Here is a 20,802-nt window from a genome sequence, read left to right as displayed (position 1 = left end):
GATTGTGACTGGATTCACACTGGGCAGTTCTCCGAAATAGGCCCTTTGCACCTGACGTACTGTTCAGTAAAAACGTCATCCACTATCCGTTTTGACCAAAATGGCCCCTCCCGTGATGCAGCCAACGCGGGGTCAGCCCGGCACGCAAGACCCGTGTTTCGGCCGGTGGGTGGTGCCGGAAACGACGGATTCCGCACACCGGGCCGGCAAATTGCACGGTGCGGTGCGCGGAATGCGTGGAATGCCCGGGCGGCGGGCCTGGGGCGGCCGGGCGGTTGGGCGGACAGGCTGTCGGGCGGCTGGGCGGACAGTCGGGCGTCGAAGGGGTCCGGGCGGCCGGGACCTCCGGGGAGGACGTGCGGGTCAGGCGTAGGTGGCGGTGCCGATGGCCGAGGACGCCGCCGAACCGTCCGCACCCGCGCTGTCCGCCCCGGCGACCCCGTCCTGGGACGTGGTGGCTGACGAATCGCTGGAAGAGTTGGAGGAAGAACCGGAGCCCGAGGAGGAACCGGAGGAACCGTTCGACGCCGTCCCCGAGACCAGCAGGGTGGTGGCCTCGTAGGCGTTGCCGGACTTGGTGGCGACAACGGTGGCGGTGGAGCCGGCCTCCACCTCCGCCGAGGCCGTGGATCCCCGGGACAGGCTGCGGACGGCGGTGTCCCCGCTCAGGGCGTAGGTGCGGGAGAATCCGTCCTCGCTGGCGAGGGTGATCGAATCGTCGGAGACCGCGGTGACCTCCCCGGTCTGGGTGGCCATGGTGACGTAGTTGCCGTCGTCGTCCGCAACGACGTACTCGCCGTGGAGCGAGGCGCCGCCCAGCATTCCGGAACCGCCGGGCATCACGCCGCCGTCCCGGGGGCCTCCCTGTCCCGTCAGGCCGCCCTGCCCCGGCCCGCCGAGGTCCTCGCCTCCGTCGGTGCCGGTGCCGTCCTGCGTGCCCGGCCCGAAGCCCTCGCCGCTGTCCGTGCCGGCATCGGTGCCGGAATCCTGTCCCGTGCCGGCGTCCTGGCTGGTGGCGGCGGCCTCCGCGGGCGTGTTTGCCGCAGCGTAGGCGGCAACGCTGCCCCCGACGAGGACCGCGGCGGCGACGCCGACGATGGTGGCGGCCTTGCGGACGGACCGCTTCCGGACGGGTTCATTGACCGCGGCCGCACCCCAGGTGTTGGCGGGGTGTACCGGATCGCCGCCGGTCCAGGCCGGCGCCGCGACGGAGGGTTGCGGCAGCGACGCGGCCGGCTGCGAGGCGGGAAGCTGGGAGGCGGGAATGGCAGCCGTGGGAGCGGGCTGTGCAAATTGGGACTGGGCAAATGGGGACTGCGCAAATTCGGGCTGCGCAGGAAGTGCCTCCGTCGCCTGCCCGGGCGCCGGGGCGCCGGACGCGGGAACGCCGGACTGCGAGGTGCCCGACTGCGTGGGGTCCGGCTGGTGCTCCGGCCCGCGCTGCGGAGTGCGCTCGGGATAGGGCGGCAGGTTTGCCAGCCAGTCGCGGTTCTCGTTGCTCATCAGGATCCCCTTTCACGGTGCGGCGGTGGGCCGTGCCGGCCCCGCCTCGGGAACCCACTGTCCAAGTCCATGCTGTGGCGGGGCTGTGGCGGCAAAAGGGCACCGCTGTGAGCCGCTCGGTACGCTGGAAGTGGACGTCTCACAGCCGGGTCACAGCCCGAACCCAGAATCGGCATAAAGAGTGTTGAAAGAGTGGATCCATGACGAACTCGCGCTTCGCCCCCAGCCAGCTTCCCCGCCTTGAGCACCCCGACGGCACGCCCCTGCGCGCCTTGGTGGTCGACGACGAGCCCTCGCTGGCCGAGCTGGTGAGCATGGGCGTGCGGATGCTCGGCTGGGAGGTACGCGTCGCCCACGACGGCCCCTCCGCCGTCCAGGAGGCCCGCTCCTTCTCCCCCGACGTCCTGGTGCTGGACTGGATGCTGCCCGGCTTCGAGGGCACCGAGGTGCTGCGCAAGGTGCGCGTCTTCCAGCCCGACGTGCCGGCCCTGTTCCTGACCGCCAAGGATGCGGTGGAGGATCGGATCGAGGGGCTGTCCATCGGGGGCGACGACTACGTCACCAAGCCGTTCAGCCTGGAGGAGGTGCTGCTGCGCCTGCACCGGCTGGTCGAGCGCTCCGGGGCGGCCTGCGCCGACGCCGCGGAAATCGTGGTCGGGGACCTGGTCCTGAACACCGACACCCGCGAGGTCTTCCGGGCGGGGGACGAGATCCAGCTGACCGCCACCGAGTTCGAGTTGCTGCGCTACCTCATGGAAAACGCCCGCCGCGTCGTCTCCAAGTCCCAGATCCTCGACAACGTCTGGAACTACGACTTCGGCGGCCAGGCGAACATCGTCGAACTCTACGTCTCCTACCTGCGCAAGAAGCTCGAGGCCGGCAGGGCGCCGCTGATCCACACCGTGCGCGGAGCCGGGTACGTCCTGAAGCCGGCCCCATGACCGAAGCAGGGCCAGTGACCGCACCCGGCACCCGGCCGGACGCCGCCGTCGCGCGCCGCTCCATGTCCCTCAGCTGGCGCCTGGTGGCCGCCCTGGTGGCGCTGCTGGCGCTGATCTGCATGGTGATCGGCCTGATCACGCACACCGCCATGGAGCGCGTCCTCTACGCGCAGGTGGACCAGCAACTCTCCTACGCCTCCGACCGCGCCGTCTCCTTCGAGCGGCGCAACAGCGAGCAAGGCCGCGATTTCGACCCCCTCGACGCGTCCGGCATGGCTTCCGGCACCGTCAACGCGCGGCTGAAGGACGGCATGCTGATGGTTGGCGGCGTGCTGGACCCGCAGACCGGCGAGCGCCGCGACATCTCGCCGGAGGACGCGGCCCAGCTGGCCGCCGTGGTGCCGGGGGCCGCGCCGGTGGAGGTGCAGCTTTCGATCGGCCCGTACCGCCTGGTCGCCGTGCGGAGCGGCCCCGACAGAAGCGTGATCACCGGCCTGCCCCTGGCCTCGGCCCAGAGCACCGTGGAGTCCCTGTCCTGGACCATGCTGCTGGTTTCGGCGGCCGGGCTGGCCGCGACGGGGCTGATCGGTTCGCTGATCATCCGGCGCTCGCTGCGCCCGCTGGAGCGGGTGTCCGCGGTGGCGGGGGCGGTGGCCGCGCTGCCGTTGGACGCCGGCGAGGTGCGGCTGGCCCAACGCGTGGCCCCCGCGGACTCCCGCCCCGGAACGGAGGTCGGCAACGTGGGGCATGCGCTGAATGCGCTGCTGGAGAACGTGGAGTCCGCGCTGGAGGTGCGCCAGCGCTCGGAGGCCCAGATGCGCCGGTTCGTCGGCGACGCCTCGCACGAGCTGCGCACGCCGCTGGCCGCGGTCCGGGGCTACTCGGAGCTGGTGGCGGCCACCGAGCACCTCAGCGACGACGGCAGGCGTTCGCTGGATCGGGTGGTGGAGCAGAGCCGGCGGATGGGATCGCTGGTGGAGAACCTGCTGCTGCTGGCCCGGCTGGACGAGGGGAAGAAGACTCCGTTCCGGGAGGTGGACCTGGTTCCGCTGGTCGCCGACGCCGTGCGGGACCTGAGCGTCTCCGCACCCGGGCACGTGTGGCGGCTGGACCTGCCCAACGCCTCCGTGCCCGTGCTCGGCGACGGCCCCCAGTTGGCCCGGGTGCTGAACAACCTGCTCGCCAACGCCCGCAAGCACACACGGGACGGGACAACCGTGGAGGCGGCGCTGCGCCGCTCCGCCGATGGACGGGAAGCCCTCCTGACCGTAACCGACAACGGCGAGGGCATCGATCCGGAATTCCTGCCCCACGTCTTCGAACGCTTTGCCCGGGCGGACAAGGCGCGTTCGGGTTCCGACGGGACCACCGGGCTGGGGCTGCCAATCGTCCAGGCGATCGTGGAGTCCCACAGCGGCTCGATCGACGTCGCCAGCCGGCCCGGCCGCACCGTGTTCGAGGTCCATCTCCCCCTGGCCAGCCCGGCGCCGCCGCGGCCAGCCGCCCCGCCGAAGCCGGAAAAGCTGCCGAAGCCGGCCGTCGAAGCGAGCCCGCGGGCCTGAGGAAGGCCGCCCCCGGTGCGGGGAGTCCCCTGACTGCGACACCGATAACGGGCGCGGCCCCTGCGGAGGCGCCCGCCTCCGCAGAGGCCCACGGAGCGCCCCTCAGACGCCGGCACCCACCTCGGCCAAGCGGCGGTTGCGGCGGGCCTCGCGCCGCTCGCGCTGGACGGCCGGATCCGGCACCGGCGACGCCTCGACCAGCCGCTGCGTGTAGGGGTGCCGGGGAACGTCGTTGACCTCCACGGCGTTGCCCTCCTCCACGATCTCCCCGCGGTAGAGCACCACGGTGCGGTGGGAGACGTGCTTGACCACCGTGAGGTCGTGTGAGATGAACAGCATGCTCAGCCCCATCGTTTCCTGCAGTTCGTTGAGCAGGTTCAGCACCTGGGCCTGCACGGACAGGTCCAGCGCGGAGACGGGCTCGTCGCAGACCACCAGCCGCGGCCGGCCGATGACCGCCCGGGCGATGGCGATGCGCTGCCGCTGCCCGCCGGAGAACTGGCCCGGATACCGTTCGGCGGTGTCCTCGGGCATCCCAACCTGCCGGAGGATGTCCGCGATCCTGCCGCGGATGTCCTCGCGGGACAGCGACCGGTCGGTGGCCAGCGGCTCCGCCAGCGTCTGTCCGATGCTGCGTGCGGGGTTCAGCGAGGAGTAGGGGTCCTGAAAGACGACCTGCAACTCGCGCCCGAGTTGCTGGCGCCGCCGGCGTCCGGCATGGGTGATGTCCTCGCCGTCGAACCGGATGGTCCCGGAGGCCACGGGGGTCTGTCCCAGCACCGCCCGGCCGATCGTCGACTTCCCGGACCCGGACTCGCCCACCAGCCCCACGGTCTCGCCCGGGTTGATCGTCAGGCTCACGCCCTTCAGCGCCTGGAACTGCCGGCGGGCGGACTGCCTGTAGATGACGCTCAGGTCGGCGATCTCCAGCATCGGGTGCTCACTCATCGCACCGGCTCCTTATCTTGGGCGTCGACGGCGCGGACGCCGGCGTGCGTCTCGGCTGCGGTCTCGTCCAGCAGCTGCTGGAGCGAGTCCTGGACGGTGGGCAGCGGCTGTCCCACCACGGCGTTGTGCGGGTTGGCCCGCAGCAGCGCCCGGGTGTACGGATGCCGAGGGGCGGCGAAAATGTCGCTGACCGGCGCCGCTTCGAGCGTCTCCCCGTGGTAGAGGACCAGCGCCCGGTCGCAGATGTCCGCGACGACGCCCCAGTCGTGGGTGACCAGAACAACGGCCATGTTCTGCGTGGCGGAGAGGTCCCGGATCAGGTCGAGAATCTCCGCCTGCACCGTCACGTCCAGCGCCGTTGTCGGCTCGTCCGCCAGCAGCACCCGCGGGTTGGCCGCCAGCGTCCGGGCGATGCCCACACGCTGCGCCATGCCGCCGGAGACCTGGTGCGGGTAGCGCCGCACGACGTCGGCGGCGTTGGGGATGCGGACCATCTCCAGCAGCTCCACCGCCTTGCGCTTGGCTTCCGTCCTGCCCATCTTCTGGTGCAGCCTGATGACCTCGACCAGGTGGTGCTCGATCGAGAAGCACGGATCCAGTGCGGCCATCGGTTCCTGGAAGATCATCCCGATCGTGGCTCCGCGCAGCGGGCGCAGCGAGTCGTCGCGGGTCAGGTCGTAGCTCGTCCCGTCCAGAAGCATCGTTCCGGAGACCACCCGGGTGCCGGCCGGGAGCAGCCCGATCAGCGCCAGCGAGGTCAGCGTCTTGCCGGATCCGGACTCCCCCACCACTCCCAGGGTCTCCCCGCGGTCCAGGTCGAGGTTCATGTTGTCGACCAGGATCCGCTCGCCGTCGGCCCCCTCGGCGACGATCGTCAGCCCGCGCACCGCGAGGAACGCGGACGGGGCGGACGCTGGCACCGCGGCTGAGCGCCGCCCCGTGGCACCCGCCGTCGTACCCGCCGGGCCGCCGCCGCGGGATGTGGCGCCCGCAGCCGCGGCGTTGGCGCGCCTGCGCTTGTTCGGCGCGGAGCGGGTCCAGCCCTCCGCCGCGGCATCGCGTGCCGCGTCGCCGAGCAGGCCGAAGGCCAGCACGGTCAGCGCGATCGCGCCACCCGAGGGCGCCAGCAGCCACGGGTGGTCGCTGAGCGTCTGCGAGGCCTCGAAGACCATGCCGCCCCAGGTGGGGGCCGGCGGCTGCACGCCGAGGCCGAGGAAGCTGATGCCCGTCTGGGTCAGCACCGCGGCCGCGGCGAACAGGGACAGCTGCACGATCATCGGGCCCACGATGCGCGGCACGATGTGCCGCCCGATGATCGCGGCGTCACCCAGTCCGGAGATCTTCGCCGCGTCGATGTAGAGCTCTTCGCGGACGTTGATGGCCGCGGAGCGGATGATCCGGGCGATGCCGGCACAGCCCATGATGCCCAGGGTGACCATGGCGATCGTCATGTCGCGGTTGAACACCGCCAGCACCGACAGGAGGATGACGAGTCCCGGCAGGGCCATCAGCAGGTCGACGACCTGGCCGACGGCCTTGTCGATCCAGCCGCCGAAGTAGCCGGCCGTCAGGCCCAGCACGAAGCCCAACACGCAGGCGACGACGACCGCTTGGACGATCCCCAGGATCGTCGGCCCCGTGCCGTGCATCAGGCGGGACAGGACGTCGCGTCCGAACGCGTCGGTCCCCAGGACGAACCCGTCCCCCGGGCCCTGCTTGATGGCCAGCAGGTTCTGCTCCAGCGGATCGAAGGGGGCGATCCACGGGGCGAGGACGGCCACCGCGACGACGACGGCCAGCCACGCCAGCGCGGCGATGGCCAGCGGCTTGCGCAGCAGCCGGGTCAGGAAGCGCGCCGGCTTGTCCTGGGCTGCAGGGCCCTTGGCAACGAAGTCGGCGCCAAGGGGAGCGGATTCGTTCATGCGACACGCACCTTCGGGTTCAGCCAGCCGTAGCTGAGGTCTACGGCCAGGTTGATGGCGATGGTCAGGATGGTGAAGAAGAGGGTCACGCCCTGCAGCAGGTAGATGTCGAACTGGTGGGTCGCCTGGACGGCCAGCGAGCCGAGGCCCGGCAGGACGAAGACCTTCTCCACGAAGACGGTGCCGCTGATCGCGGCCACCATGATCAGGCCGAGCACGGTGACGATGGGCAGCGAGGCGTTGCGCAACGCATGCTTGAACACGATGTTCCGCGCCGGGATCCCGGACGCGCGCAGGGCGCGGATAAAGTCCCTGCCCATCACGTCGGACATGGAGTCGCGGGTCTGCTTGGCGACGCTCGTGATCGAGTGCAGTGCGACGGCGACCACCGGAAGCACCAGGCCCGCGAGCCACAGCCCCGGGTTCTGGCCGAAGGGGGTGTACCCGGTGGCCGGGAACCAGCGCAGGGTCACCGCGAAGAAGGAAATGAACACCAGCGCCACCCAGAACGACGGGAACATGAGTCCACCCACGGACAGCACGTCGATCGCACGGCCCACGAAGCCGCCGCGCAGCGCACTGAGGACGCCCAGGCTGACCCCGGCCACCAGGCAGACGACCAGCACGCCGACCATGATGGACAGCGTCACCCCCATCCGGGTGGTGAGCAGGTAGGTGACCGGTTCCCCGGTGATAGCCGAGGACCCCAGGTCGCCCTGGAGCGCCTGGCCGACCCAGCCGAGGTACTGCACCAGCAGCGGCTGGTCCAGGCCCAGCTCGGCGCGCAGGGCGGCGACCTGTTCCGGGGTTCCCTCGCCTTGGAGGATGGTCTGGGCGAGATCGCCCGGTGCCAGGGCGTTCAGGAAGAACGTCAGGAACGTGACCACGAACAGCAGGGGGATGGACAGCAGGAGCCGGTTGGCGACCAATCTCAACATCTCCGGGTACCTTTCTCGTCGTCGGGACGGCTGGGGGCGTCAGGAGGCGGGCTTGATCTCGGCCATGTCGATGATCAGGGACTGTCCGGGCTCGGGGACCTGGACGCCGTTGCCGACGAAGTAGGTGACGTTCAGCGCCGAGGTGATGCCGAACCAGGCCAGGTCCGTGACCTTGGCATGGACGGCCTTCCAGTCCTCCTCGGCCTGCCCGGCGGGCTTCGCCGCGGCGGTCTCGATCAGCCGCGTCAGCTCGGGGTTCTCGGAGTGGAACGTGTTGTAGGACCCTTCCGGATCCAGCGTCTGGAACTTCGCCATGAACGGTGCGCCCGAGTTGGACTGGGCGATGATGGCGCCGACCTCGTTCTGGTTGGTGGCGGTCTGCAGTTCCCCGAGGTTCTGCCATTCGGTGAACTTGAGCGTGATGCCCACCTTCTCCAGCTGGCCGGCCATGGCCTGCGCCTGGGTGGCGTTCAGCGTGTTGTTCACGTAGCCGACGTCGATGGTCAGCCCGTCCGGGTAGCCGGCCTCGGCGAGCAGCGACTTGGCCTTCTCCGGGTCGTAGGCGTACTTTCCGTCGTTGGCCGCGTCGTAGCCGGCGAAGCCCTCGACCTGCAGCTGCGAGGTCGGCGTGCCGAAGTCGCCGAAGAGCGCCGTCGTGATCAGCTCGCGGTCCAGCGCGTGGTTGATGGCCTGCCGGACCTTGAGGTTGCCCAGCGGCTCGTTGGTCTCGCCGTCGCGGTCCAGCAGGATCAGCCCGCTCCACTGGACCGGGTCGGAGACGATCCGCTGGCCTTCGCCCAGCTGGTCCTTGTTGGCGTTGCCGGTGACGGGGTCGGAGACCATGAGGTCGAGCTGGCCGGTCTTGAAGGCCTGGATCGCGGAGTTCTGGTCCTCGTAGACGGAGATGACGACCTTGTCCCAGGAGATGTCCTGCTGGTCGTAGTAGTGCTCGTTCGGAACGTAGGTGTAGGTCTTTCCGGAGATCGTGGCGGCCTCGTCCAGCACGTACGGTCCGGCGCCGAAGGTCTTGGTCGTCAGCTGCTTCGGGTCCTCCAGGGCCTTGGGGCTGATCAGGTCACCGGCCAGCCAGTAGGTGTTGAACACGCTGGCGACGTCCGGGTTGGGCTGGGTGAGCTTGACGGTGAACTCGTATTCGCCGTCGACGACCACTTCGTCGAGATTGGCCAGGTTCACGGAGAAGGGGCCGCCGGCGTTGGCCCAGTACTCGATGGATTTCTTGGCGGCCTCCGCGTTCACCGGCTCGCCGTCGCTGAACGCCGCGTCCTGGCGCAGGGTGAAGGTCACGGACTTGTTGTCGGCGCTCATCTTCCACGACTCGGCCAGGGCGGGCTCCAGTTCGCCGTCGGCCGTGGTGCGCACCAGGGGCTCGTAGGCGGGCTGCAGCATGCTGCCGGCGCGGCCGTTGCCGCTGAACGCCGGGTCCATGCTCACGGGCGCGAAGGTGTTGGAGATGTTCAGCACCTTGTCGGCCGAACCTGCGCCGGCGGCGGCACCGCCTCCGCCGGCGCAGGCGGTCAGGGCGAGCGCGGAGATGGACAGGGCGGCGGCGCCGAGCAGCGCGCGGCGGGTGACGGTGCGGGTGCGGGTGTTGTTCATGGGGCTCTTCCTCGAGGTCGTGAACGGGAACAGGGTGAAGGAAAGGGTCCGGCAGGCGCCGGGCGGGGCTGAGGCCGGATGGGAACTGCGGCCGGGTCGCGGCCGGGGGTCCCCTACTCCGTGTGGGAGGAGACGGGTTGCGGGGATCCATGCCGGGCGAGGTGGCGCCCGATGAAATCGAGGGAACGGGACATCACTTCCGGGAGCGTGTCCGCGCCGGTGAACACGTGGTCGCCGTCGGTTTCGAAGTATTCGACCTCGGCCCCGGCGTCGAGCATCGCCCGGTACAGGGCGCGGCTTTGCTCGACGTCGACCTGGCGGTCTTGCCGCCCGTGGGCGATGAACAGGGGCGGCGCGTCGGCGCGCACGTGGGTGAGCGGCGAGAGTTCCTCGGCGCTCCAACTGCTGCTGGCTAGGAGGATCTCGACGGGGCTGGTGGTGTACGTGCCGTTCTCTTCCGAGACGGCCGCGGGTCCGGCCGGAGCCACGGGAACCGCGAGGGTCGCCGGCCCGTACCACTCGACGATGGCCTGGACGTCCTCGGACTGGTCGAAATGTTCGCCAACCCGCCCGTTCCGGTCGCCGTCGATGCTGCCGCACAGACCGTGCATCAGCACCAAGTGGGCGCCGGCGGACTCGCCCAGCAGGGCCATGCGGGCCGGGTCCAGCGCATAGTCGGACGCGTTGGCGCGCAGCCACCGAATGGCGGCGCGGATGTCCAGGACCTGGGCCGGGAACGCGGCCTCCTTGGCCAGCCGGTAGTCGATCAGTGCGACGGCGTAGCCGGCGTCCAAGGCTTGCTCCACCACGCGGTGGGCGTGCAGGTTAGGTGCCTGCCGGCGCCGGGAACCGTAGACCCATCCGCCGCCGTGGACCCAGACGATCAGCGGAGCGGGCGACGCGGGGCCGGTGCCCGCCGGCACCCGCAGGTCCAGGAACTGCGGACGGTAGCCCTCCTCGGCGGCGTAGGGGATGTTCTCGTAGAAGACGGCCGACTCCCGGGCGTCCGCGGGAAGCGGACAGGGGAACGCGGCGACGCCCTCGGTCAGGGGTCCAGGCTCGCTCAGCGATGTGTTGGACAACGTCACTCCTCGGTGTGGGCTGGGTCATACTGCTCCCCTAGACACTGGTGGATGCGGCTGATCGTTGTCCAACAGCAATTATTGACCGCAGTAATAAGCAAATGCGATTTGAGGCCGGATGACTCGCGCTGTGATCAATAAGGAAAAAGCATAAAAATCATCATTTTCTAATGTTGGACGGGAATCACTGCGGGTTGCGACAGTTCAGGGGAAGGGTTTTCGGCCCACAGCCGCCGCCGGACCGCGGCCTGCTATTGCTGCGGCTGAAACCAATCAATCAACCAAAGAGGAGCACGGAACATGCCTTGGATTGACCTGCTGGGAAACGACATCCACTACACGGACACCGGAGCCGGCGAACCCATCGTGCTGGTGCACGGGCTCGGTTCAACCGCCGCGTGCTGGGAGCCGTTCATCGCGGAACTGTCTGCGACAAACCGCGTGCTCGCCTACGACAGCTACGACCACGGGTTCTCCTCCAACTCGCAGCGGGACGGAAAACTGGTGGACCGCGCCGACGAACTGGAGGAGTTCATCTCCCGGCTGGGCCTAGAGCGCCCCATTGTCTTTGGCCAGTCGATGGGCAGCATGACGACGCTGCGTTGGGCCTCGCGCAACCCCACCCGCGCCCGCGCACTGGTGGCGTGCGGCATGGGCTGGCCGCTGTTGGCTCCCACCAACGACGTGGCCAGCTCCCTGGACCCGGAGGAACGGATTTGGCTGGGCGTCGGCGCATCCTTCACGCAGGACTGGATCGACGCCAATCCCTTGGAATTCGCCCGGTACATCCGCATCCGCTCGACCGCAGCGGCCATCGAGGCCGCCCGGCATCCCCGCGCGATTGCCGAGTCCCAGCCAGGTTTCTTCTCCGACAAGCCCGAGGACATGGCCGAGGTCGAGGCCGGACTGCGTGGGATCGCCAGCCCGGTGCTGTTCTTTGCCGGGGACCAGGAGTCTCCGGCGATCTTCGCGGCCGTGAAGAATGCGCATAGCCTCATCGAGGGCAGCCGGTTGGTGGTTGTTGAGGGCGCCGCCCACAACGCCTACTACCAGGAGCGGGACCTGCTCCTGGAGTCGTTCCGGGAGATGACGGCCCCGGCACCGACCGCCTGAGACACGGCGCGGTGCGGTCCGGTCGTGTCCTAGCCCTCAGTGCCGAGGGCGAAGCGCGACCGGGCCAGCCGGACCACGTTGGACAACGCCGGGGTCTCCGCCGCCTCTCGCCACGCGATGCCGACCTGCGCCGTAGGGCTCTCCGTCAGCGGAACCACGACCAGCGTGGCGGGGGTGGTGCCCCGTGCCGGGGAGGGGCTGAAGCCCACGCCCAGCCCCGACGCAACAAGGGTGAGGAGGGACAGTGCGTCCTTGACCTCCATGACCTTTCGCGGAACGAACCCCGCTTCCTCGCACAATTCCTCGACGAAGTAGCGCAGTGTCCGGCCGGCGGCGGGCTTCATGAGGACGAACGTCTCCGCGGCGAGCTCCCCCATGGAGACCTGCGTCCGGCCGGCCAACGCGTGATCCTTGGGGAGCAGAACGCCGAATGCGGTCTCCTCCAAGGGCTGCCAGGCGATGCCCGCACCGGTGATCGGGCCGCCGACCATGGCAAGGTCAAGGCGCCCCTCCTGCAGCAGGCCGAGGTTCTCGGCGTTCGTCCGGGAGCTGTCGACCTCCAGTTGGATGTTCGGGTACTCGTTGCTGACGACCTGCATCAACCGGATGAAATGGTCGACGCCGAAGCCGGAGTTATGGCCCACCCGCAGCCGGCCGAACTCGCCCGTGCCGGCGTTGCGCGCGCGGCTCGCTGCGTCATCGATGGCCATCAAGGCCTTGCGGCAGGGCTCAAGAAACGCCTCGCCGGCGTCCGTGAGGCGGACCGAGCGCTTGTCCCGGTCAAAGAGGCGCGACCCCAAGTCCTTCTCGAGGTTCTGTATCTGCTGGCTGACCGCCGGCTGGGCCACGTTCAGACGCTGCGCGGCACGGCCGAAGTGCAGTTCCTCGGCCACCGCAACAAACGTCTGCATCCACGCGATCTGCATTAGATTTGCTCCTCTTCCCCGTCAATTCTATGCAGGGCCCCGCCCGGTGAGGCGGCCACAGTCCTCCTCCACCCGCCCGCTTGCGGCACGACCCAGTTAAGGAAACAGCATGCTCCCTCCACAAGAACTAACCGCCAACCATGCGCCCTTGGATGTGGCGGCGTTCTCCGCCGGTGTGCCGCTTGTGGCCCCGGCCGCCGAGTTGGCCTTCGAGGCCGTGGTGGATGTCGGAGAGATGTACGACCTCGGGTTCGGGCCTTTGGGCCACCGGCGGATCGTTCCGATCCTCGGCGGCCGGTTCCAGGGCCCGGCCATCACCGGCGTCGTCCTGCCCGGCGGCGCTGACCGGCAGCTTCTGCGGGCGGACGGCATCCGCCTGCTCGAAGCCGTCTATGAATTGCGGACCGACGACGGCGCCGTCCTCTCCGTCACCAACAGGGTCACGGTCGACGGCGTGGTGGCCGAGGGCGGCTACGCCCGGTCGGTTGTGGACGTGGTGGCGCCGGAGGGACCGCACGACTGGCTGAACCGACGCGTACTCGTCGGCACGCTGCACCCCTTGGCCCCGGCCAGGCAAGCTGTCCTCGTCCGGGTCTTCGTCCTCACCTGACGCGGCGGCGGAAGCCCCGAACGCCCGGCCAACACCGTGACGGGGCCGCCGAGGCTGGGCGGGGCTCTCTAGTGCGCCACCCCGTAGAGGCGATCGCCGGCGTCGCCGAGGCCGGGGACGATGTACGCCTTCTCGTTGAGTTTCTCGTCCAGGGAGGCCAGCACCAGGTGCACGTTGTCGTTGCCGCCGTGGGCGGCCTCGAGCTTGGCGATGCCCTCCGGGGCCGCGATCAGGCAGATGCAGGTGACGTCGGCGGCGCCGCGGTCGAAGAGGAACTTGATGGCCTCCACCAGGGTGCCTCCGGTGGCGAGCATCGGGTCCAGCACGAACACCTGGCGGCCGGTGAGGTCCTGCGGCAGGCGCTCGGCGTAGGTGATGATGTCCAGAGTTTCCTCATTGCGGGCCATCCCCAGGAACCCGACCTCCGCCGTCGGGACCAGGCGGGTCATGCCCTCGAGCATTCCCAGGCCGGCGCGCAGGATCGGCACCACCAGCGGGGTGGGCTTGGCGAAGGCGGTGCCGGTGGTCGTGGCGACCGGCGTCTGGACCTCCACCTCCACGGTCTTGACCTCGCGGGTGGCCTCGTAGGCCAGCAGGGTCACCAGTTCGTCGGTGAGTTGGCGGAAGACGGGCGACGGGGTGTTCTTGTCGCGGAGAACGGAGACCTTGTGGGCCACCAACGGGTGGTCGACTACCTGAACGCGCATGGGTCAAAGCTACCAGCCGGGACACCCGCGCCCTCCCGGTGCGCCGGGGTTTTGAGGCGAGCGACACCCCGGCCCCGCAGCGTGGACCCCGTAGGCTGGACCCCGTGAACGACCCCGCGCCGCAGCCCGCACTGCACGACGACGCCGCAGCGCATGGTGTCCCGGCCGCGCATGGCGTCCCCGGCCGCACGCGCGGGCGCGGCGCGCCCCTGCCCGGCCACGAGGAGTGGATGGGCCTGGCCCTGGCCCAGGCCCGGCTGGCGCTGCTGACGGAGGACGTGCCGATCGGGGCGGTGATCGTGGGCCCGTCCGGGGAGATCCTGGCGGCGGGCCGCAACGAGCGCGAGGCGATCGGGGACCCCACCGCGCATGCGGAAGTGGTGGCCATCCGTGCAGCGGCGGCGGCCCTGCGCGGCTCGGAGCACGACGACGGCTGGCGGCTGGAGGACTGCACCTTGGTGGTGACCCTGGAGCCGTGCGCGATGTGCGCGGGGGCGATCGTGCTGTCGCGGATCCCGCGGGTGGTGTTCGGGGCGTGGGACGAGAAGGCCGGGGCTTCCGGGTCCGTGTTCGACATCCTGCGCGAACCCCGGCTCAACCACTGGGTCGAGGTCTTTTCCGGGGTGCGCGAGCAGGAATGCGCGCAGCTGCTGCTGGATTTCTTCCGCGCCAAGCGCTAGCCGCGCCGGCCCTTACCGCCTCCCGGGGTCCGGCGGATTCGGTGCCGGGCCGCCGTTGACTCCCCCGCACCCGGCTCCCACAATGGGCAATGGCCGGACCGCACGGTCCCGACGCCTGCTCCCCGAGGTGGTTCCGATGACTGGTCACAATCCGTTGGGCGGCAGCGAGGTCGCGTCCCTGAGCCAGCGCCTGCGCGGGCAGGTCCTGGCCCGCGGTGAACCCGGCTTCGACGAGGCCCGCCCCGTCTGGAACGGCATGATCGAGAAGACCCCCCGCCTGATGGTGCTGGCCGCCGGAGCGGACGACGTCGCACCCACCATCGAATTCGCCCGGCGGCACGGACTGCGGCTGGCCGTGCGCGGCGGCGGGCACAACGTGGCCGGCAACGGAACGGTGGACGACGGGATCGTCCTCAGCCTCAAGGCCCTGGACTCGGTCCAGGTCGATGCCGAAACCCGGCGGGTCCGCGTCGGCGGCGGCGCGACCCTTGGAAAGATCGACGCCGTCACCATCGCCGAGGACCTGGTGGTCCCGGCCGGCGTCGTCTCCCCCACGGGCGTGGGCGGGCTGACCCTGGGCGGCGGCTTCGGCTGGCTGACCCGCACCCACGGGCTGACCATCGACAACCTGGTGGCGGCGGAGGTCGTCACGGCCTCCGGGGAGCACGTGCGCGCCAGCGCTGCGGAGAACCCCGAACTGCTCTGGGGTCTGAAGGGCGGCGGCGGGAACTTCGGCGTCGTCACGTCCTTCACCTTCGACGCCCACCCGCTGCCGAGCCAGGTCTACGCCGGGAACCTGGTCTACCGGCGGCCGGAGTGGGAGAAGGTCCTCGCCGCCGCGGACACCGTGTTCGCGGACCTGCCGGAGGAGGTCTCGCCGATCTTCACCGGCCTGGTCCCGCCGCCGGACTGGGGACTCGGCAATGAGCCGATCCTGATCCTGGGCGCCGTGTGGGCCGGGACGGACGCGGAGGCGGGCGCTGCGTGGTTCGAGTCCCTGCTCAGGCAGCTGCCCACGCAGGAGCGGATCCTCGGCCCCGTGCCCTGGACCGAATGGCAGTCCCAGGTCGACGTGTACTTTCCGTACGGATCGCGCGGGTACTGGAAGAACACGTCCTTCGACCGCCTCGATGCCGGGGCGGTCGACGTGCTGACCCGGCGGCTGGCCGAGCACGAACTCTTCGGCACCGCCTTCGACATCCATGTCATGGGCGGGGCCATGGCCCGGGTGCCGGAGGACGCCACCGCCTTCCCCGACCGCTCGGCCGCCTACTGGCTGAACATCTACGGGTTCTGGCGGAACCGGGCCGACGACGAACGGCTCACCGCGTTCGTGAAGGCCTTCGCCCACGAGATGCAGCCGTTCTCCTCCGGAGGCACCTACGTGAACTTCCTCGGCGCGGAGCACGACCGCGATCCGTGGCGGCAGGCGCTCGCCGTCTATGGGCCGGAGAAGCTGGCCCGGCTCTCCGCGCTGAAACGCGAATACGACCCGGAGAACGTGTTCCGGCTGAACCACAACATCCCTCCGGTCGGGCCGCAGGCCTAGCCGCCGTCCCAGGGGCAGCTTCCCGCCTCACGCCCGCCTCATTGCACCGGCCGGTTCGCCTCGATCCATCCGTCGATCCGCTCGAACCAGCTGAAGAGCCATTCGTTCCGTGCCTCGGCGCCGTGCGGAATGTCGCCGTGGGGCACGCGCCAGGCATGGATGACGATCTGCTTGTCCATGGGCAGTTCGCGCCAGACGTCGGAGAGGGTCGCCATGCCCTCCAACCCGGTGTGGCCGATGAACACCACGTCCGCGTCCGGGGCCGCGTCCAGGGCCGCAAGCATTCCTCCCGGCTGGGGAGCCAGGACGTTGGAGAGCGCCGCCGCGCGGCGCGCGTGCCCCACCCACCCGGCCCGCAGGAGCCGTTCGATGCGGCGAAGCTTGCGCTCCTTCGTGAATTTGCCGCCCTCGGGGAAGATGAGCACGACGCCGTTTCCGTCCAGTCCGCGGGCCAGGGCCCCGACCTCCTCCGCGGTCGTCCGGCGGGGCGGGTCCGCCGCGGCGGACCCGCGGAACGATTCCCCCAGGAGGGGCCTTCGGAACGGTGCCCCGGGGGCGGGCCTGCGGCCGGGTTCCTCCAAGGCGGGCCTCGGGCCCGGCTCACCCATGGTCCATCGGGTCGGGGTGACGAACCGGTTGGGCAGGCGGTGGAGCAGGACGTCGATCGCAGGGTCCCACTGCAGCGCCTCGAGCAGGACGATCCGGGGCTGCCTCCGGTAGTGGTTGATCAGGAGGTGGACCAGGATGAACGAATCCCCCGGACCGGCATGCCGGCTGGCCACGATCAGCGGCCGGCCCGGCGCCAGGGGGCTGGCCTCGGCGCCGCTGTGCGCTGGATCGGAGTCCGGGGCCTGGGTGTCGGGGGTCCCGGTGTGCGGGACGTCGCCCGGGATCTTGATCCGCAGCCGCAGGACCTGCCGGGCCTGCCAGAACAGGACCCTCAGGAGCGCTCCGGCAAGCGCGTAGTGGGCTCGCTGGAACGCCGGAGTGTGCAGCCGCCAGCCGAAGCCGGAAGCCACCCACAGGACGAACGCGGCCACCAGGGCCGCGGATTCCCAGAGCAGGTAGAAGATGAACATCCACAGGACGCGGGGCAGGCGGAAGTGCCGGGGAACCAGCGAGGCCAGGCCCAGCGCGGCGAGCAGCCACAAGGGCGCCGTCGCCAGCAGTACGGCGGCCAGGGCGACGACGGCGGGGGCCAGGAGCAGGCGCCGGACCCACCGCGGCGGAGTCTTCACGGCCGTTGGAGGAACGAGGCGAGGTACTGCTTGGACGCCGCATGGGCTTGTTCGATGCGCTGCAGCGTGGGGCCCATGCGCCGGTAGGAACCGAGCTTCTCGTCCCCCTCGATGGCGCCGCCGGTGGGCAGGACGTGCACGTCCACGCCTTCGGGCAGCAGCCTCATGTCCCGGGCGTAGCGGTGCCTGCGGGCCACCTCGAAGGCCACCTTCGCCGTTTCGAAGGCGCCCGTGGGAGCGCTCAACGGCTGCTCCACCCGGCCGACCTGCAGCACGTAGATGGTCCGGGCCCCCGCCGTCACGGCCTGCTCGATCGGGATCGAGTTCACGATCCCGCCGTCGATGTAGTGCTCCCCCTCGACCCGGGTCGGCGGCAGCAGCCCGGGAACCGAGGACGATGCCATCACGGCGTCGATGAGCGGCCCCGAATGGAACCAGTGTTCGGCCGCCCGTTCGATGTTGGCCGCCCCCACCATCAGCGGCACCGCGAGGCCCTCGAAGGTCGCGTTCTCCCCGAGGGCGTCCGCCAGGAGGCGGCGCAGCGGTTCGGGGGAATTCACGTGGGTGCGGCTGCTCGCGAACGTGCGCAGCCGCTGCCCGAACGAGGTCCCGTAGACCGCCCGGGCGGCCGGCGACGTCCAGGCCCCGACGAGTTTGGCAACCACCGCAGGAGAGGGGTCGCTGGCGGCGATGGCGCCGTTGATGGCCCCGATGGACGTGCCCACGATCAGGTCCGGGGCGATCCCGGCCTCGAAGAGCGCCTCGAGCATGCCCACCTGCACGGCGCCGCGGATCCCGCCGCCGCCCAAAACGAAGGCCACCGGGCGTTGGCCGCCCCGCGGCGTCCTTTGGGAGTCGTCTCCGCCGGCCCCGTCCTGCCCGCCAGCCATGTTCCCATTCTGCACCTGAACCGCCCCGTTTTGGGGGCGGGCGGGAACTTCCGGTAGAGTGGCCGGGTCTGGTGACGTGTCCGAGCGGCCGAAGGTGCAACACTCGAAATGTTGTGTACGGTAACCCCGTACCGAGGGTTCAAATCCCTCCGTCACCGCCAGCGGCGAAGGGCCCCGTTTCCTTGGAAAACCAAGGAAACGGGGCCCTTTTGCCGTCCCGGATCAAACGCGGGTCAGGCCCGTGCCGGTCAGTGCGGCGCCGGTCCGCGGCCGCGCCCGGCCTCGAGCCTGGCCTTCGCCCGCACCTTGCCCACGATGTGGAACACGCGGTGGGCCAGGATCACCATGCCGGCCCAGGCCAGCCCCAGCACCCAAGCGGCCAGCACGTCCGTGAACCAGTGGTGCCCAAGGAACACGCGGCTGAGGCCCATCGCCACCGCAAACGTCCCGCAGGCCAGGATGACGGCGGTGCGGACCCACGTGCGGTGCACCAGCAGGCAGGTCAGGTACGCCACCACCGCCATGATGGTGGTGGTGTTCAGCGTGTGGCCGCTGGGAAAGGACGGGGAGGTCTCAAACGGGGGGACCGCCATCGTGGTGTCCGGACGAAGCCGCCCGATCAGGTCCTTGCCGGCCACTGTCATGAGCAGCGAGCCGCCCGCGGCCACGGCGAGAAGGATCGTCGGGCGCCAGGACCGCGAGGCCAGCGAGAGCACCGCCAGGGCCACCACGGCAAGCAGCGTCGACCCCACGGGGCCGCCGAGGTTGGTGAACGCGGTCCCCGCCGCCGCCAGCCACGGCGTGCGCCCGGCCACCATCAATCCGAGGATCGGCAGGTCAAAGCCGGAAACCCCGTCGGCTTCGGTGACGTCCTCGTAGATCTCCCCGGCGAAGGCGGCCAGGGTCAGCACCACGGCGGCGCCCGCCATCAGGGTCACCCACATGGCGGCGTAGGGGCCCATTCGCAGGGCGAGGGCCTCGATGAGGCGCCGCAGCGGCGGGGGCAGCGAGTTCAGTGGCACGCCACCACCCTATGCGGGCCGGGCCGCACAGGGCAGGGAAGGCGCCCGGCGGGAGAGACGCAGGCGCCCGCCGCGTACCTGCGAAAATGGTCCCCATGTCACTGCGTATCCTCGCCATCGGTAAGAAGCACGAGTCCTGGGTCGCCGAGGGCATCGAACGCTACGGCAAGCGCATGAAGAAGCCCTTCGACGTGTCCTGGCTCCTGCTTCCGCATTCGGCCCGCGAAGGGGATGCGGCGCGCGCGGAGGAGTCCGAGCGGATCCTGTCCAAGCTCGGGCCGCAGGACTTCCTGGTCCTGCTGGACGAGCGCGGCAAGAACATCGACTCCCCCACCCTGGCCGCGACCCTGCAGCGGCCGCTGGACACCTCGCGCACCATCACGCTGGTGATCGGCGGCGCGTACGGGGTGGACGCCTCCGTCCACCAGCGCGCCGACTTCGTCTGGAGCCTGTCCAAGCTGGTGTTTCCGCACCAGCTGGTGCGGCTGATCCTGGCCGAACAGCTCTACCGGGCGCAGGAGATCGCCGGAGGCCGCCCCTACCACCACGTCTGACCCCACGAAAAGTGACGCGTAAGTGCGGGTGCTCTACCGAATCATGACGCGTTGATGCGAGTGCGGAATCGGATCCTGACCCACAGGTCCGCCACCCGCCCGGGAGGTAGCAAAATTTCCGGCGGACCGCCCCGGAGATAGCAAAATCTTGGAGCGGGGCACGACGGCGACCAGCCTCACCCGGAGTGGTCGCGGGTGTCGTGAAGCACCGCCTCCATGGCCTGCCCGGCTTCGCTGACGATCTCGCGCATCAACCGGCCGGCTCGGGCAGGATCTCGGGAGGAAATCGCCTCCGCCACGTCGGCATGGAGGCGGATCGCCGCAGGTTCGGGATGCTCCGGCATCAGATGGTGCTGCGTACGTCCGGTGAGCACCTCGGCGACGACGTCGCCGAGGCTGGCGAAGAGCTCGTTCCCCGACGCCTGGAGAAGCGTCTGGTGGAACGTGATGTCGTGGGCGAGGTAGGCCGCGAGATTTCCCTCCCTCCCGGTGACGGACATGCCGATCACCGCGCCGGTGAGTGCGCCGCACTGTTCCGGCGTGGCATGGGTGGCTGCGAGCTCCGCGGCGACCGGCTCCATGCCGCGCCGCAGGTCAGTGATGGATCGGAGCTGGTCGGCCCGTTCCGGACCCGCGAGCCGCCATCGGATGAGGCGCGGGTCAAGGAAGTGCCACTCGGCGCGCGGCCGAAGGGTGATCCCGATGCGCGGCCGGCTCGCCACCAGCCCCATCGACTCAAGCACCCGCACCACCTCCCGGGCCACCGAGCGGGAGACGCCGTACCGCTCCTCGATGGTCTCCAGCCGAAGCTGACCGACACCGCGCAGGTCCCCCCAGAGAAGGTCGGGTCCTACCCGGTCCAGCACGTGGACGTGCAGTCCACCATCGATCGCCGTCATGGTTCCTATCTTGCCTGATCAAGCCGACTAACAGGCCATACGCATCCAGATTCGTATGACTAAGCGGCATGTTCGTATGACTTTTAAAGGGCAAAAAGGTT

19 protein-coding genes and 1 tRNA gene are annotated in these 20,802 nt (G+C 70.0%); 8 read left to right on the top strand and 12 right to left on the bottom strand.

Features of this window, described 5'->3' with window-relative positions:
* Positions 1-363 precede the first annotated feature (363 nt).
* Entirely contained in the window at positions 364-1,503 is a 1,140-nt protein-coding gene (locus ABD912_RS08120; protein ID WP_345149897.1) for a hypothetical protein, read from the bottom strand.
* A gap of 200 nt (positions 1,504-1,703) precedes the next feature.
* Between ABD912_RS08120 and ABD912_RS08115 the strand changes: the two genes are divergently transcribed.
* Both ABD912_RS08115 and ABD912_RS08110 read left to right on the top strand, forming a co-directional pair.
* The gene (locus ABD912_RS08115; RefSeq protein WP_345149895.1) at positions 1,704-2,444 is read left to right on the top strand and encodes a response regulator transcription factor; all 741 of its coding nucleotides are present in this window, start codon (positions 1,704-1,706) and stop codon (positions 2,442-2,444) included.
* Between the two features lie 14 nt (positions 2,445-2,458).
* The gene (locus ABD912_RS08110) at positions 2,459-4,006 is read left to right on the top strand and encodes a sensor histidine kinase (RefSeq protein ID WP_345149893.1); all 1,548 of its coding nucleotides are present in this window, start codon (positions 2,459-2,461) and stop codon (positions 4,004-4,006) included.
* Between the two features lie 102 nt (positions 4,007-4,108).
* Here the strand turns inward: ABD912_RS08110 and ABD912_RS08105 are convergent, their stop codons facing one another.
* The 5 genes from ABD912_RS08105 to ABD912_RS08085 form a co-directional block, all read right to left on the bottom strand.
* Positions 4,109-4,954 (bottom strand): ATP-binding cassette domain-containing protein, encoded by an 846-nt coding sequence (locus tag ABD912_RS08105; RefSeq protein WP_345149891.1) that lies wholly within the window; start codon positions 4,952-4,954, stop codon positions 4,109-4,111.
* Positions 4,951-6,876 (bottom strand): dipeptide/oligopeptide/nickel ABC transporter permease/ATP-binding protein, encoded by a 1,926-nt coding sequence (locus ABD912_RS08100; protein WP_345149889.1) that lies wholly within the window; start codon positions 6,874-6,876, stop codon positions 4,951-4,953. The genes ABD912_RS08105 and ABD912_RS08100 overlap by 4 nt, the downstream gene beginning before the upstream one ends.
* Positions 6,873-7,814, bottom strand: a complete 942-nt coding sequence (locus tag ABD912_RS08095; protein WP_345149887.1) for an ABC transporter permease — start codon at positions 7,812-7,814, stop codon at positions 6,873-6,875. Before ABD912_RS08095 ends, ABD912_RS08100 begins: the two co-directional genes overlap by 4 nt.
* 39 nt (positions 7,815-7,853) lie before the next feature.
* The gene (locus ABD912_RS08090) at positions 7,854-9,431 is read right to left on the bottom strand and encodes an ABC transporter substrate-binding protein (RefSeq protein WP_345149885.1); all 1,578 of its coding nucleotides are present in this window, start codon (positions 9,429-9,431) and stop codon (positions 7,854-7,856) included.
* 113 nt (positions 9,432-9,544) lie between these two features.
* Entirely contained in the window at positions 9,545-10,513 is a 969-nt protein-coding gene (locus ABD912_RS08085) for an alpha/beta hydrolase (protein WP_345149883.1), read from the bottom strand.
* 300 nt (positions 10,514-10,813) lie between these two features.
* Between ABD912_RS08085 and ABD912_RS08080 the strand changes: the two genes are divergently transcribed.
* On the top strand, positions 10,814-11,626 hold the full coding sequence (locus ABD912_RS08080; protein ID WP_345149882.1) for an alpha/beta fold hydrolase: 813 nt from the start codon (positions 10,814-10,816) through the stop codon (positions 11,624-11,626).
* Between the two features lie 29 nt (positions 11,627-11,655).
* Here the strand turns inward: ABD912_RS08080 and ABD912_RS08075 are convergent, their stop codons facing one another.
* Positions 11,656-12,552 (bottom strand): LysR family transcriptional regulator, encoded by an 897-nt coding sequence (locus tag ABD912_RS08075; RefSeq protein ID WP_345149881.1) that lies wholly within the window; start codon positions 12,550-12,552, stop codon positions 11,656-11,658.
* Between the two features lie 109 nt (positions 12,553-12,661).
* Here ABD912_RS08075 and ABD912_RS08070 point away from each other — a divergent pair, with 109 nt between their 5' ends.
* Positions 12,662-13,162 carry a DUF3237 family protein gene (locus tag ABD912_RS08070; protein ID WP_345149878.1) on the top strand — a complete coding sequence of 167 codons (501 nt, stop codon included), beginning with the start codon at positions 12,662-12,664 and terminating at the stop codon, positions 13,160-13,162.
* A 68-nt stretch (positions 13,163-13,230) separates the two neighbouring features.
* Here ABD912_RS08070 and upp read toward each other — a convergent pair whose 3' ends face one another.
* Positions 13,231-13,869, bottom strand: a complete 639-nt coding sequence (gene upp, locus ABD912_RS08065; RefSeq protein ID WP_345149876.1) for a uracil phosphoribosyltransferase — start codon at positions 13,867-13,869, stop codon at positions 13,231-13,233.
* 230 nt (positions 13,870-14,099) lie between these two features.
* Here upp and ABD912_RS08060 point away from each other — a divergent pair, with 230 nt between their 5' ends.
* Both ABD912_RS08060 and ABD912_RS08055 read left to right on the top strand, forming a co-directional pair.
* Positions 14,100-14,549 carry a nucleoside deaminase gene (locus ABD912_RS08060; protein ID WP_345149989.1) on the top strand — a complete coding sequence of 150 codons (450 nt, stop codon included), beginning with the start codon at positions 14,100-14,102 and terminating at the stop codon, positions 14,547-14,549.
* A 136-nt stretch (positions 14,550-14,685) separates the two neighbouring features.
* Entirely contained in the window at positions 14,686-16,098 is a 1,413-nt protein-coding gene (locus ABD912_RS08055; protein ID WP_345149874.1) for an FAD-binding oxidoreductase, read from the top strand.
* Positions 16,099-16,136: 38 nt separating this feature from the next.
* Here ABD912_RS08055 and ABD912_RS08050 read toward each other — a convergent pair whose 3' ends face one another.
* A complete protein-coding gene (locus ABD912_RS08050) occupies positions 16,137-17,336 on the bottom strand; it encodes a lysophospholipid acyltransferase family protein (protein WP_345149873.1) in 1,200 nt (399 codons plus the stop codon).
* On the bottom strand, positions 17,333-18,226 hold the full coding sequence (locus tag ABD912_RS08045; RefSeq protein ID WP_345149872.1) for a patatin-like phospholipase family protein: 894 nt from the start codon (positions 18,224-18,226) through the stop codon (positions 17,333-17,335). The genes ABD912_RS08050 and ABD912_RS08045 overlap by 4 nt, the downstream gene beginning before the upstream one ends.
* A gap of 70 nt (positions 18,227-18,296) precedes the next feature.
* Between ABD912_RS08045 and ABD912_RS08040 the strand changes: the two genes are divergently transcribed.
* A tRNA-Ser gene (locus tag ABD912_RS08040) sits at positions 18,297-18,387 on the top strand.
* Positions 18,388-18,474: 87 nt separating this feature from the next.
* Here ABD912_RS08040 and ABD912_RS08035 read toward each other — a convergent pair.
* On the bottom strand, positions 18,475-19,248 hold the full coding sequence (locus ABD912_RS08035) for a phosphatase PAP2 family protein (protein WP_345149871.1): 774 nt from the start codon (positions 19,246-19,248) through the stop codon (positions 18,475-18,477).
* 95 nt (positions 19,249-19,343) lie between these two features.
* Between ABD912_RS08035 and rlmH the strand changes: the two genes are divergently transcribed.
* A complete protein-coding gene (gene rlmH, locus ABD912_RS08030) occupies positions 19,344-19,802 on the top strand; it encodes a 23S rRNA (pseudouridine(1915)-N(3))-methyltransferase RlmH (RefSeq protein WP_345149870.1) in 459 nt (152 codons plus the stop codon).
* 176 nt (positions 19,803-19,978) lie between these two features.
* Here the strand turns inward: rlmH and ABD912_RS08025 are convergent, their stop codons facing one another.
* Positions 19,979-20,701, bottom strand: a complete 723-nt coding sequence (locus tag ABD912_RS08025; RefSeq protein WP_345149869.1) for a FadR/GntR family transcriptional regulator — start codon at positions 20,699-20,701, stop codon at positions 19,979-19,981.
* Positions 20,702-20,802 lie beyond the last annotated feature (101 nt).

The organism is Arthrobacter ginkgonis (genome assembly GCF_039540195.1).
GTDB lineage: Bacteria > Actinomycetota > Actinomycetes > Actinomycetales > Micrococcaceae > Zafaria > Zafaria ginkgonis.
This window is presented reverse-complemented; position numbering and strand designations above follow the sequence as displayed.